This window comes from Bacillus sp. AFS018417 (assembly GCF_002560985.1).
GTDB classification, from domain to species: domain Bacteria; phylum Bacillota; class Bacilli; order Bacillales; family Bacillaceae_G; genus Bacillus_A; species Bacillus_A rhizoplanae.
The window spans coordinates 113989-128373 of record NZ_NTTM01000013.1; the positions used below are offsets into that span (position 1 = coordinate 113989).

Sequence of the window (14385 nt, forward strand, 5' to 3'; positions counted from 1 at the left end):
TATATTCACCCCATTAATTCAAAATGATAAGAGACAGCACTTAGCGCGTATAAAGGCGCCGTTTCTGTCCGCAATATTCTTGGTCCTAAACTGCAAGGTACAAAAGCATGTTCAGAAAGAGAAGACACTTCCCCTTCTGTTAAACCACCTTCTGGCCCAAATACAATGAGTACCTTTTGCCCTGGTTCTAACTTTGTTAAAGCCTTAGCAAAATTTGATTTTTCACCTTGCTTCGCTTCTTCTTCATATGCAACAAGACAACTGTCATAGTCTTTACTCATCGTGAGAAGCTCTTTAAAAGAAACAGGTGCATACACAGTAGGAACTTCACTGCGATGAGACTGCTCGGCTGCCTCTTTTACGATTTTATTAAAACGCTCTACTTTTTTACCGGCTTTTTTCGCATCCCATTTTACAATAGATCGAGATGCTTGAAACGGTAAAAAGGCGGCTGCTCCAAGCTCAGTTCCTTTTTGTAAAATCAACTCAAGCTTATCTCCTTTAGGCAGTCCGCTAGCAATTGTCACAAACACAGGTAGTTCACTTGACATCTCTATCCATTCTACAATAGTCGTATTTATAAATTCATTGGTAATTTCAGCAATTGTACAAATTGCTGTTTTCCCATTTGTACAACAATAAATGTGATCACCAGGCGTCATACGCATCACTCTTCCAATGTGATGCACATCATCTCCTACAATACGAATTGTCGTTTCATTTATGTTTTGCTCTTCTACAAAATAACGCTGCATCATATCACCTTAGTAAAGTTTAGCTCTTTTCGTAAACGCATGCTTACGAAAAGAGCCAAACAGTATAGTTTGGACTGAACAAACGGTAAGTCCCTCACTACTGTCAGCGAGAGACTGTCCGCTTATATTCTCCCGTCAAAAGGGCAATAAACTCTTAAAAAAGGGAAATTCTATCTTACCCTTTACGCGCAATAATTGCTACCCAATCTTCCATCGTTAACACTTCTTCTACTGTAAAACCTGCTTTTACTAACGCTTCTGTTATAATTTTTTCTTTCGCAGCAATAATACCTGATGTAATGAATAATCCACCTTGCTTAACAACTTTTGCTGCATCTTCTGGGAATAATAAAATAATTTCTGCTAGTAGATTCGCAACAATTAAATCAACAGGCCCTTCAATACCTTCTAATAAACTGTTTTGTCCAACAGTTACAACATTCTCTGTATGATTTAGTCGAACGTTCATTTCAGCACTTTCTACTGCAACTGGATCTAAATCGTATGCTTGAATAGAAGCAGCACCTAATTTAGCAGCGGCAATACTTAACACGCCAGATCCTGTTCCAACGTCAATAACAGTGTCACCAGGTTGTACTGTTTTTTCTAAAGCACGAATACACATCGTTGTTGTTGGATGCGTTCCTGTACCAAATGCCATTCCTGGATCTAACTCAATAATTTTTTCTTCTGGTGAGGAAGGTGTATATTCTTCCCATGTTGGCACAATTGTAAATGTATCAGAAATTTTCACTGGATGATAATATTTTTTCCAAGCAGTAGCCCAATCCTCTTCATCTACCTCATTAACAGATACAGTTGCTGCTCCAATCTCGATTCCGTAAGAAGGCAACTGATCAATGGATGATTTTACATTTGTAATTGTTTCTTGCAAAGCATCATTCTTTGGAAAATACGCTTTTACAAGTACACCTTCCGTTGGATATTCAGCTGGATTTAACGCATAAATCTCACCAAATTGTTGTTCACGCTCTTTGGTTAATTCAGCAGGATCTTCAATCGCAACACCGCTTGCACCTGCTTCGTGTAAAATATGCGAGATTGCTTCTACTGCTTCCTCTGTTGTATGAATACTAATTTCTGACCATTTCACAATTTACCAACTCCATTTTTTATTTCCATTATTCCCCTTTAAAAGCTCGCTTAAGCTTTTTAAATAGGCTATCATCATGGTCTTCTTGACCTGTAAATTCTCTCAACAATTCTTTTTGGTGTGATGTTAATTTTGTTGGTGTAACAACACGAACAACAACATATTGATCACCTTGCCCATATCCGCGTACGTTTGGCGCACCTTTTCCTTTTAAACGGAATTCTGTTCCTGTTTGTGTTCCTGCTGGAATTTTTAACTTTACTTTTCCATGCACAGTCGGAACTTCCACTTCATCTCCAAGTGCTGCTTGCGCAAACGTTAATGGCATTTCACAAATAATATCATCACCTTCGCGATGGAAGAATTCATGCTCTATTACACGAACTACTACATATAAATCACCTGCTGGTCCGCCGTTTACACCAGCTTCTCCTTTACCAGACACGCGAATTTGTTGACCATTATCAATACCTGCTGGAATTTTAACGTTAATTTTTTTACGTTTACGTACTTTTCCAGAGCCATGGCATGTTGTACATTTTTCTTTAATTATTTGACCTGTTCCAGAGCATTGTCTACAAGCTTGACGATTCACAATACGACCAAATGGCGTGTTTTGCTCCACGCTAACTTGCCCTGTTCCAGAACAATGTTTACATGTTTCTTTCGAAGTTCCCGGTTTTGCTCCGCTACCACTACATGTATTACAAGGATCTTCAGTTGGAATTTCAATATCCATTTCCTTACCAGAAATTGCTTCTTCAAAATTTAAAGAAACTTGATATTGAAGATCTGCACCTTGACGCGGCGCATTTGGATCACGGCGTCTACCGCCTCCACCACCAAAGAATGAACTAAAGATGTCTTCAAAACCGAAACCGCCACCGAAGTCGCCACCGCCAAAACCACCAAAGCCTTGATTTGGATCAGCATGACCGAATTGATCGTACTGCGCACGTTTTGAATCATCACTTAATACTTCGTATGCTTCTTGCACTTCTTTAAATTTTTCAATTGCATTTTCTTCTGTACTTACATCTGGATGATACTTTTTCGCCAAACGACGGTATGCTTTTTTAATCTCATCTTTTGAAGCGCCCTTGCTAACGCCAAGCACCTCATAGTAATCTCGTTTACTCATAAGTTTGTAACCCCCGAATCCTTTCACATAAACGTAATTTTAACATCGAAAGAAAGTGCTTTGCAACACTGTTTCCTCACTTACAGTATGCAAAAAGAAAAACATTGGACTCTCACACAAAAGACTTCGTGTGCACCCGGTCTTTTCTCCACTCGTGAAAAAAGCCAAAGCCAAGGCACGCTTGACTTTGACTTTTTGTCATCTTACTTATTTTATTACTTATCTTCTTTTACTTCTTCAAACTCAGCATCGACTACATTATCATTTTTTGCGCCTGCATTGCCTTGTGCGCCTTCTGCTTGCTGTGATCCTGCAGCAGCTTGAGCTTGCTCATATAACTTTACAGTTAATTGTTGTACGATTTCTTGAAGTGCATCTTTTTTCGCACGGATTTCATCAAGATCATTTTTCTCGATTGCCGCTTTTAATGCATCTTTTGCTTCTGTTGCTTTCGCTACTTCAGCTGCATCTACTTTGCCTTCTAAATCTTTTACAACTTTATCTGTTTGGAATACAAGTTGATCTGCTTCGTTGCGAAGTTCAACTTCTTCTTTACGTTTTTGGTCAGCATCAGCATTTGTTTCTGCTTCTTTTACCATACGATCTACTTCTTCATCAGAAAGACCTGAAGAAGATTGGATTGTAATTGTTTGTTCTTTACTTGTTCCTAAATCTTTTGCACGTACATTTACGATACCGTTCGCATCAATATCGAATGTTACTTCGATTTGTGGAATACCACGTGGTGCTGGTGGGATATCTGTTAATTGGAAGCGACCTAATGTTTTGTTGTCAGCTGACATTGGACGCTCACCTTGTAATACGTGAATGTCTACTGCAGGCTGGTTGTCAGCAGCAGTTGAGAACACTTGTGACTTACTTGTTGGAATTGTTGTGTTACGATCGATTAATTTTGTGAATACGCCACCCATAGTTTCAATACCTAAAGAAAGTGGAGTTACGTCTAATAATAGAACGCCTTTTACATCACCAGTAAGTACGCCACCCTGTACTGCAGCACCTAATGCTACAACTTCATCAGGGTTTACACCTTTATATGGTTCTTTACCAGTTTCACGTTTAATCGCTTCTTGTACAGCTGGGATACGAGTAGAACCACCAACAAGAATTACTTTATCTAATTCGCTTGGAGAAAGACCAGCGTCTTTTAATGCACGACGAGTTGGTTCTAATGTTCTTTCAACAAGGTTCGCTGAAAGTTCTTCGAATTTCGCTCTTGTTAATGTTAATTCTAAATGTAATGGACCTGCAGCTCCAGCGCTAATGAATGGTAATGAAATTTGTGTTTGTGTTACACCAGAAAGATCTTTCTTCGCTTTTTCAGCTGCATCTTTCAAACGTTGAAGCGCCATTTTATCTTGGCTTAAATCAATGTTATTTTCTTTTTTGAATTCAGCTACTAAATGATCAATGATAATTTGGTCAAAGTCATCACCACCAAGACGGTTGTCACCAGCAGTTGAAATAACTTCGAATGTTCCATCTGCTAATTCAAGGATAGATACGTCGAATGTACCGCCACCTAAGTCATATACTAAGATTTTTTGTTCTTCGTCTTGTTTTTCTAAACCGTAAGCAAGCGCAGCTGCTGTTGGTTCGTTAATAATACGTTCTACTTCTAAACCAGCAATGCGGCCTGCATCTTTTGTCGCTTGACGCTCTGCATCGTTGAAGTATGCTGGTACAGTAATAACAGCCTTTGTTACCGGCTCACCTAAATATGCTTCAGCAGAAGCTTTTAAGTTTTGTAAAATAATCGCAGAAAGTTCTTGAGGTGTATATTCTTTACCTTCTACTTCTACTTTGTAATCTGTACCCATATGACGTTTAATAGAGATAATTGTATTTGGGTTCGTAATCGCTTGACGCTTCGCTACTTCCCCAACTTGACGCTCTTCATTTTTGAAAGCTACAACAGAAGGAGTTGTACGGTTACCTTCTGGATTTGGAATAACCTTTGGTTCCCCGCCTTCCATAACAGCTACACAAGAGTTTGTTGTACCTAAGTCAATACCGATGATTTTACTCATGACGAAACCTCCTATATTTATGTAATTATTGATTTACTTTAACCATTGATGGTCGAATCACACGATCTTTCAGCTTATAGCCTTTTTGGAATTCTTCCACAACCGCGTTCGATTCAAATTCACTGTCTTCTACTTGCATGACAGCTTGATGTTCATGCGGATCAAACTGTTTACCAACAGCTTCGATTGCTTCAACACCTTCTTTTGTCAGAGCTTCTAACAATTGACGATATACCATTTCCATCCCTTGTAATAAGGATTTCATTTGCTCATCATTTGCTTCTACCTGCATTGCTCTTTCAAAGTTATCAAGAGCTGGCAAAATGTCTGACACAAGACTTTGTGATCTATACTTTTCAGCCGCTTGCTTATCTAGTTGAACGCGGCGCTTATAGTTTTCAAAATCAGCTTGTAGACGAAGCATGCGACCTTCCGTTTCCGTCAATTTCGCTTGTAATCCATCTACTTTTGCTTGTAAAAGAGCAGCTTCGCTTTTTTCTTCTCCAACAGTTTCTTCGCTATTTTCTGGTGCTACAGCTTCTTCTGTTTGCGCTTCTTTTACTTCTTCTACCACTTGTTCATTACGCTCTTCCACAACTTTCACCTCCTTAAAAAAGCAGGGCCAATACAACTCAGCACTAACCCAAATATCTAATTTCTTGTATCCAACTGGTCATCAGCAGCGGGGATACCCCCGCCACAAATGAAAGTTTCTTATTATTTCGGTTTATATAAACCGTTCAGTCCATCTGTAAATTGTTTTGTAAATAATTGCAACAAACTAATGACACGAGAGTATTGCATTCTCGTCGGACCTAAAATCGCAATTGTTCCAAGCTGCTCATCCCCAATCGAGTATGTCGCAGAAATTAAGCTACAATTTTCCATGGCAGCAGAAGAATTTTCACGTCCAATTTTCACTTGAATACCAATTTGTTTGCTCTGCAAGATGTTATAAAACGCATCTTCATTTTCAATCATAGTGAATAATGATCGGACCTTCTGAATGTCATGGAATTCTGGCTGAGCAAGCATATTTGCTTTTCCACCAAAATATATTTTTTCAGATAACGGAAATTGGAATGTACCGTCTAACATTTTCATGACACTATCATAATTATGAACGTACTGGCGCAAAACCATTACAATTTCTTTAAAGATTTTATTATGCAGTTCCGACATCGGTACACCTGATAATTTGTCATTTAAAATGTTAACCATCTTTTCTAAATCTAATAAATCAATAGATTCCGGAACAGTGATGGTCCTACTTTGTACATGTCCTGTATCAGTTACAATAATCGCGACCGCTGTTTGATGATCAAGCGGAAGAATTTGTACATTTTTCAGCTTATTCGCACTCATTTTTGGCCCAAGAACAATTGCCGTATAATTCGTGAGTTCTGATAAAATTTGCGCAGATTGCTGTGCAAGCTTTTCCGCTTCAAAAACTCTTTCAGCAAACAAGTCTTTGATTTGTACAATATCTTCACTTGGCAAATGCTGCGGCGGAAGAAGATGGTCTACATAAAAGCGATATCCTTTTTCAGAAGGAACGCGCCCAGAAGAACTATGTGTTTTTTCAATAAACCCGAGTTCCTCTAAATCAGCCATTTCATTTCGAATTGTCGCTGAACTAAATGTAATTTCTTCTTTCTTAGACAATGTTCTTGATCCGACAGGTTGTGCAGACCCGATAAAGTCGTCAATTATTGTTTGTAAAATTAAGAGCTGACGTTCCGTAAGCATTTCATCATCACCTCTGTTAGCACTCTTATGTTTCGAGTGCTAAATCTATTACTAACTTACCAAAATTAATATTGAATTGTCAACGGAAACGTGATGAGATACAGTGAAACTTTTAGCAGCACGATTTTTGCTGCTAATTAGTTGAACCAATCGGGCTCTTACGGACGGTTAAACTTCTTGATTCACTTCTCTGTACCGTCCGTTTGAGCGGGATACAGTGAAACTTTTAGCAGCATTCTTTTCCGCTGCTAATCAAGTTCTTACAGATGGTTTAGCTTTTCGCTCTACTAAGTGTAGAATCCAATTTAAAGTTAGATTAATCCACTAAGAATGATTGAAATACTTCATTTCCTAATAGCTTTCCTTTTCTTGTTAAACAAATATGAGTATTCGTCTCTTGAAGCAGTTCATGTTCTTTATTATGAAGTAATTGCTTTGCAAAGATTTCGTTCATCTCTACGCCAAATTTTCTTCTAAATTCCAGTTTAGAAACACCCGCTGTTTTTCGCAGCCCTAAAAATAACTCTTCTTCCATTTTTTCTTGTCCCGTTACTCCATGAACATCTAAATATGGCAAACCTGTCTCATCAATTTTCATGAAATATTGTTTTAATGGGCCCGCATTTTGAATTCGCTCGCCATTTACATAACTATGAGCTCCAGCTCCAAAACCATAATACTCTTCATTATTCCAGTATGTGAGGTTATGTCTACTTTCATAGCCTTCTTTCGAAAAATTACTAATTTCATACTGTTTATAACCATGCTTTTCCATCTCATCCATCACAATTTCATACATTCTTGCTTCATGATCTTCTCCTGGAAGTCTCAGTTTTCCTTTATTCATTAAATTATAAAAGACCGTTTTCGGCTCGACAATTAAAGAATACGCAGAGAAATGTTGAACCCCAAGTGTAAAAGCAATATCTAACGTTTCTCTTACATCTTCTATTGTTTGCGTCGGCAGTGCATAAATTAAATCAACATTAATATTTGTAAAACCAACTTCCTGCGCCTCACGAATTGCTACGAATGCATCTTCTCTCGTATGTCTGCGCCCAATTTTTTGCAATAATTCGTCTCGAAATGTTTGAACACCAAAACTAATCCGGTTTACACCACCTTCTAGTAGAAGATTCAATTTCTCTTTTGGCAAGTCTCCCGGATTGGCTTCAAAAGTTAGCTCACAATCGGGCGCAAACGGACGTAAACGACGATTAATGATATTTAATAATTGCTCTGTCTGTTCCATATTTAGCGCTGTTGGTGTTCCTCCACCAACAAAAATCGTTTTCATTTCTTTAAAAGGCGTTTTGGTGGTTGTATTCACAATTTCTTTCTCTAAATATTGCAAGTATTGCTCAACTGGCTGACGCTCAATAAATACTTTATTAAAATCACAATAGTGACAAATATGCTGACAAAACGGAATATGAATATATGCAGCTTGTATCAAACTATGTTCCTACCTTTCTAAAAAGAAAACCCCCGCATTTCGGAGGTTTATTTACTTCTGTAACCCTATGCGAATTTGTTCCATTCGCATTTTTCCCCAATCATACATCATTTCAACGATTGGTAAAAGTGTCATGCCGAGCTCCGTCATAAAATATTCTACACGCGGAGGTACTTCTGGGTATACAGTCCGATTAATAATTCCATCTTCGGTCAATTCTTTTAATTGATTGGACAAAACTTTATGAGAAATATTAGGAAATAAACGCTGAAGTTCACTGAAACGATGCGGACCTTCCACACCTAAATGCCATAAAATCACAACTTTCCACTTTCCACTAATGATAGAAAGCGTTAGTTCCTTTTCACAATTAAAATCACCGTTTTGTATTTTTTCTTGAATTTCTTTTCGAATGTTCTCAGACACGACAATCTCCTAACTTTTAATTCATAGCTATGATTACTGTTTGGTTATTCTTTGCTAAAAAGCATTACCACTATTGTAAAGGAGAGCTACACAGATGTCTAAATATTAACCAAAGCTTTAAAAGATATTATCTCTGCTCCCCTAAACAAAAAGAAGCCGTACAAACGGCTTCTTTTTGTTATTAATTATCATCCATTTTCAATACAGCCATAAATGCTTCTTGCGGTACTTCTACAGAACCAACGGACTTCATACGCTTCTTACCTTCTTTTTGTTTCTCAAGAAGTTTACGTTTACGAGAAATGTCACCGCCGTAACATTTTGCTAATACGTTTTTACGCATCGCTTTAATTGTAGAACGCGCCACAACTTTATTTCCGATTGTCGCTTGTATAGGCACTTCAAACTGCTGTCTTGGAATTAACTCTTTTAACTTTTCTACAATTACTTTTCCACGGTCATATGCTGAGTCACGATGCACAATGAAAGATAGCGCATCGACTTGCTCACCATTCAATAAAATATCCATCTTCACAAGCTTAGACGGTTTATAACCAATTAGCTCGTAATCAAAGGATGCATATCCTTTCGTATTCGACTTTAATTGATCGAAGAAATCATATACGATTTCAGAAAGTGGAATTTCATACGTCAAAGTAACGCGCGTTTCATCTAAATATTGCATATCAATAAACGTACCACGTTTTCTTTGGCAAATTTCCATAACTGCTCCAACATAATCGTTTGGAACCATAATAGATGCTTTTACATACGGTTCTTCCACACGATCAATAGATTGCGGATCTGGCATGTTAGATGGGTTATCAACTATCATGTCTTCACCGTTTGTTAAATATACTTTATAAATAACACTTGGTGCTGTTGTAATTAAATCAATTTTAAATTCACGTTCAATACGTTCTTGAATGATTTCCATATGAAGTAAGCCTAAGAATCCACAGCGGAAACCAAATCCAAGTGCTTGAGACGTTTCTGGTTCAAATTCAAGAGCAGAGTCATTTAATTCTAGCTTTTCTAATGCATCACGTAAATCATTATAACGTGCAGAATCAATTGGATATAAACCACAGAATACCATTGGGTTTAATTTACGATACCCTGGTAAAGGTTCTGTCGCTTGACGTTTTGCATGTGTAATCGTATCACCTACACGCGTATCACCAACATTTTTAATTGATGCGGCTAAGAAGCCTACATCACCTACTGTTAATTCTTCACGCTGCGTTGTTTTCGGTGTGAACACACCTACTTCTGTTACTTCAAACTCTTTACCTGTTGCCATCATACGTACTTTATCGCCAACTTTTACTGTACCGTTTACAACACGGATATAAGCAATTACACCGCGGTACGGATCATATAAAGAGTCGAAAATCATACATTGTAACGGTTCTTCCGAATCACCTGCTGGAGCTGGTACTTTTTCAACGATTTGTTCTAAAATCTCTTCAATACCAATCCCCGCTTTTGCAGAAGCAAGCACAGCTTCTGATGCATCTAAGCCAATTACATCCTCTACCTCTTGACGAACGCGCTCTGGATCAGCGCTCGGCAAGTCAATTTTATTAATAACCGGCAAAATTTCTAAATTATTATCTAATGCTAAATATACGTTTGCTAATGTTTGCGCCTCAATCCCTTGCGCTGCGTCAACAACAAGTATCGCACCTTCACATGCCGCTAAACTACGAGATACTTCATACGTAAAATCGACATGCCCTGGTGTATCAATTAAGTGGAGAATATATTCTTCTCCATCTTTCGCTTTATACGTTAATTGTACTGCATTTAATTTAATTGTAATTCCACGCTCACGCTCTAAATCCATAGAGTCAAGTAACTGTGCTTTCATTTCGCGTTGTGTTAACGCATTTGTTTTCTCTAAAATGCGGTCTGCCAACGTTGACTTTCCGTGGTCAATGTGAGCAATAATGGAAAAGTTACGAATTTTAGACTGCCTTTTTGCTCTTTCTTCTTTATTCATCTATTTTCTCACTCCTACTAATCTCGCCAATATACACTAGCACTGATTATATCAATACAAGGGCAAAGATTCAATGAAAACTGGTGCAGCGTTATAAGCAAGTGCTCTTACTTTTATCATATGCAATCCGTAAACAATAGACAAACCTTTTCTATCATGAAGAAAAGCTACCCTACTCTTAAGTAAGATAGCCGCTTCTTTACGCTTCAAATGAAAAGAAACTTCCACCAGTGGGGGTTTCTTTTTATCCCCCACTGGTGGTTAGCTAATCGAGCTCTTACGGACGTTATCCCCCACCTATCTTCTTTGTTTTCTCAGAATTTTAAAGTGGGAGTCTTACTGTCCAAAAGTAGCGGGATTAATGAAATGCACCTTTCATTTTGTCAACAATGGTATATGTTATACTGCGAACTACATTTTGCACCAATAAAGTCAATCCTTTTCCCATGCTCTCTAGCATATTAAAACTTTTTAATTCTTCTAGTTGTTTTTGTTTTTCCTCAATGGAAAATGTTTCTCCAAGAATTGTTCTTTCTACATCCTCGTGGTCTGCTCCTGTTATGTGGGCAATTTGCTCATATGTTGGATTGTTATAGCCTTTCATCCGTTTTAACCCGCTATTGGCAACTTGCATACCCGCTAACGTTATAAGAAATAGACCAATAACGAGAAGGATACATTTACGTGTAAATTGCTCCAATTCTTATTTCTCCTTTTACAATCAATGCGTATATGCCCCTGTATTATCTTGATCAACTTGGTGATGAAGCGCTGCGTTCAAACCACTCGCAATGAGATTAGCCATATCTTCAATAAACGCATCCACTTCTTTTGGTGTTACCATTAAATTATGTCCGAGCGGCGCTAACACTTCATAAATTAACTTTCGCTTCTCTTCTTCCTCAAGCGTACCAACAGCTCCCAAAAACATATTACGGCTTTTTTCATCCGGCATATCTTCTTCTGTAAGCTTTTTCTTCTCACCAAAGGTAAATCCAGCCGGAAGTAAAGAACGGGCCGGCTTTCCACCCTCTCGCATCTCACGCCCAAAATGTTTTAAAATGAAATCAATTGTATCACTTGTAATTGAAACCGCATCAACAACAGTTGGGACACCAATTGCAATAACTGGTATACCTAGCGTCTCTTTACTTAACTCTTTTCGTTTATTCCCAACGCCAGAACCAGGATGAATACCCGTATCCGAAATTTGAATGGTACTATTCACTCGTTCAATAGACCGAGCAGCAAGCGCATCAATTGCAATCACAAAATCTGGTTTCGTTTTTTCAATGACTCCATAAATCATATCGCTCGTTTCAATACCTGTAATGCCCATAACTCCCGGTCTGATCGCACTGACAGGACGAAAACCTTCCTCGATACTTTCCGGCTGCAACTTAAATAAATGGCGTGTGACAAGTACATTTTCTACAACAATTGGCCCTAATGCATCCGGTGTTACATTCCAGTTACCAAGACCAACAATTAAGCAACTCGCATCCTTATCAATTCCGATTTCTTCCATAAAATAAGAAAACTCTTTTGCAAAAATCCCCTCTACCCTTTGTTGTAACTCTGTATCTTGCTGACGAATCCCTTGTACTTCTAAGGTTAAATAATTCCCTGGTTTCTTTCCCATCGCCTCAACAGCACTTTCATCAATCGTCACCTTTGTAATCGTAATACCATCTTCTTCGCGCTCTTTCACAATTACACCTTGAATAGCAGTTTTTTCTTCTTGCTGCTCTTGCAGCATTTGATGGGCTTCTAATGCAAGATCTGTTCTTATCGCATATTTACTTAAATCAAGCGGTTCACGCATACAATCTCCTCCACTACTTATAATAAATATTCATTAGAATTCCCCAAATCATTTTTAGTCATTCTTTTCCTATATTGAAATTTCATCGATCTCACTATTGCAATTCTCTTCTCCGTTTGATAGAATATCACTTGTTCTATGTAAGTATCGAGTCACTCGATCGCACCAGGGAGGTGAAATATATGGCAAACATTAAATCTGCTATCAAACGTGCTAAACTTAGCGAAGAGCGTCGTGCACATAACGCTTCTATCAAATCTGACATGCGTACAGCTGTTAAAACTGTAGAAGCTTTAGTTAACAATAACGATCTTGAAACAGCGAAAGAAGCATACAAAGTAGCTTCTAAAAAACTTGACAAAGCAGCTCGTAAAGGTCTTATCCACCAAAACGTTGCAGCTCGTCAAAAATCTCGCTTAGCGAAACAAGTAAACGCGTAAGCGTTTAAAAAAACGATCCGTCTGGGTCGTTTTTTATTTTCCTAAAAAAATGTTCATGTAGTTATTTACATGAACATTTTTCCACTATCCAATATGATTTAAACGCATTAGAAAAAATTCTAGTACAAGGCGTTTATCCATTCTTCCTGTTTTCATATTATAATCTGCTTCAGCAAGTTCATGAATCACTCGCTTTAACGCTTCAAATGAAAAGAAATTCGTTTGATTCATAGCCAATTTCACGCGATACGGGTGCACACCAATATGCGATGCAATTTGATTTTGCCCATAACCACGCTGCTGAAGTTCTTTCACTTGATATAATAAACGAAACTGACCTACAAGAAGCGCAAGTAGTTTAATCGGCTCTTCTTGCTGTGTAAATAATCCTTCTAAAATACGCATGGCACCTGCAATATCTTTTTTTATCACCTTTTCTGTTAAGGCGAACACATTTTGTTCAACAGACTTTGGAACAAGCTCTGCTACAAGACTTGTAGTAATTTCTCCGCCTATCCCGACATATAATGTAAGCTTATTCATTTCTTGCGCAAGCATCGTTACATTGCTTCCAACAAGCTCCAATAGTAAACTAGCTGCCCCTTCCTCTATATGAATATGCATTTCTTCCGCACGGCTTACAATCCATTTACGTACATCTTGTACTTGCATTGCATTTGCCTCTACTACATCCGCTGTTTTTTTCAAGAGCTTTGTAATTTTTTTACGCTCGTCCAATTTTTCAAAAGGAGCGATAAATACAAGAATAGAAAATGGTGAAGGTTCAGCAATGTATTCCTCTAAAATTTTTACGTTTTGCTCAATTTTTGCTTTTTGCGATGTTAAAAATAACGGTGATTTCACAACGATAATTTTACGATCTCCAAAAAAAGGAAGTGTCTTTGCATCTTCAACTACTTCTTCTATATATCCTTCTTCTAAGTCATAGGTAACAACGTTGAACTCACGGTCTTCTTCAGGTAAGGCTTCTGATGTCAAAAGCTGAAGCGTTTCATTTATAAAATATGCCTCTGTTCCATATAACAAATATAATGCGGCAAATTGCTTTTTCTTTATTTTTTTATGTACATCACTCATGTAATTTCCTACTCCCTAACACTTTATATACTTATAGTAATGTGACAACTACCGTTTTACAAGTGCAAAGGAACAGGCGGCTACCCGTTCCTTGATCTATATAAAACGTTACAAAATAAGCCCCGGGAATCTTATTTTGTAACGGTGATCACCTTGATTTTATTGTTTGCACCTGCCTTACCAACTATGAATGACAACTGTTAGCACACTTGGAAAAGCATTGATAAAGTGAAGCTTCCATCAGTGGAGGCTGTTTTCCATTGTTGGTTATTTGAACCAATCGGACTTTTACGGACAGGTATTCCCAGCTCTCTCAGAATCTTAA

13 protein-coding genes are annotated in these 14385 nt (G+C 37.9%); 1 reads left to right on the forward strand and 12 read right to left on the reverse strand.

Annotation, left to right across the window (positions count from 1 at the left end; genetic code table 11):
• Positions 1-5: 5 nt before the first annotated feature.
• The 11 genes from CN326_RS07435 to gpr all read right to left on the reverse strand — a co-directional run bounded on the left by CN326_RS07435 (position 6) and on the right by gpr (position 12522).
• A complete protein-coding gene (locus CN326_RS07435) occupies positions 6-755 on the reverse strand; it encodes a 16S rRNA (uracil(1498)-N(3))-methyltransferase (protein WP_098307848.1) in 750 nt (249 codons plus the stop codon).
• A 175-nt stretch (positions 756-930) separates the two neighbouring features.
• The gene (gene prmA / locus CN326_RS07440; RefSeq protein ID WP_098307850.1) at positions 931-1869 is read right to left on the reverse strand and encodes a 50S ribosomal protein L11 methyltransferase; all 939 of its coding nucleotides are present in this window, start codon (positions 1867-1869) and stop codon (positions 931-933) included.
• 28 nt (positions 1870-1897) lie between these two features.
• Entirely contained in the window at positions 1898-3010 is a 1113-nt protein-coding gene (gene dnaJ, locus CN326_RS07445) for a molecular chaperone DnaJ (protein ID WP_098307852.1), read from the reverse strand.
• 215 nt (positions 3011-3225) lie between these two features.
• Positions 3226-5061, reverse strand: coding sequence for a chaperone protein DnaK (dnaK, locus tag CN326_RS07450; protein ID WP_098307854.1), 1836 nt, complete (start codon positions 5059-5061; stop codon positions 3226-3228).
• 25 nt (positions 5062-5086) lie between these two features.
• Positions 5087-5656 (reverse strand): nucleotide exchange factor GrpE, encoded by a 570-nt coding sequence (grpE, locus tag CN326_RS07455; RefSeq protein ID WP_098307856.1) that lies wholly within the window; start codon positions 5654-5656, stop codon positions 5087-5089.
• 122 nt (positions 5657-5778) lie between these two features.
• On the reverse strand, positions 5779-6810 hold the full coding sequence (gene hrcA / locus CN326_RS07460) for a heat-inducible transcriptional repressor HrcA (protein ID WP_098307858.1): 1032 nt from the start codon (positions 6808-6810) through the stop codon (positions 5779-5781).
• 316 nt (positions 6811-7126) lie between these two features.
• Positions 7127-8266, reverse strand: a complete 1140-nt coding sequence (gene hemW, locus CN326_RS07465; protein WP_098307860.1) for a radical SAM family heme chaperone HemW — start codon at positions 8264-8266, stop codon at positions 7127-7129.
• Between the two features lie 51 nt (positions 8267-8317).
• Positions 8318-8692 carry a winged helix-turn-helix transcriptional regulator gene (locus CN326_RS07470; RefSeq protein WP_098307862.1) on the reverse strand — a complete coding sequence of 125 codons (375 nt, stop codon included), beginning with the start codon at positions 8690-8692 and terminating at the stop codon, positions 8318-8320.
• 181 nt (positions 8693-8873) lie between these two features.
• Positions 8874-10697, reverse strand: coding sequence for an elongation factor 4 (gene lepA, locus CN326_RS07475; RefSeq protein ID WP_098307864.1), 1824 nt, complete (start codon positions 10695-10697; stop codon positions 8874-8876).
• 358 nt (positions 10698-11055) lie between these two features.
• Positions 11056-11397: a YqxA family protein gene (locus tag CN326_RS07485; protein WP_098307868.1), complete on the reverse strand. Its 342-nt coding sequence runs from the start codon at positions 11395-11397 to the stop codon at positions 11056-11058.
• 21 nt (positions 11398-11418) lie between these two features.
• Positions 11419-12522 (reverse strand): GPR endopeptidase, encoded by a 1104-nt coding sequence (gene gpr, locus CN326_RS07490; RefSeq protein WP_098307870.1) that lies wholly within the window; start codon positions 12520-12522, stop codon positions 11419-11421.
• Positions 12523-12704: 182 nt separating this feature from the next.
• Between gpr and rpsT the strand changes: the two genes are divergently transcribed.
• Positions 12705-12962 (forward strand): 30S ribosomal protein S20, encoded by a 258-nt coding sequence (gene rpsT / locus CN326_RS07495; RefSeq protein ID WP_098307872.1) that lies wholly within the window; start codon positions 12705-12707, stop codon positions 12960-12962.
• An 84-nt stretch (positions 12963-13046) separates the two neighbouring features.
• On the opposite strand, the gene holA is transcribed toward rpsT, so the two are convergent.
• Positions 13047-14060: a DNA polymerase III subunit delta gene (gene holA / locus CN326_RS07500; protein ID WP_098307874.1), complete on the reverse strand. Its 1014-nt coding sequence runs from the start codon at positions 14058-14060 to the stop codon at positions 13047-13049.
• Positions 14061-14385 lie beyond the last annotated feature (325 nt).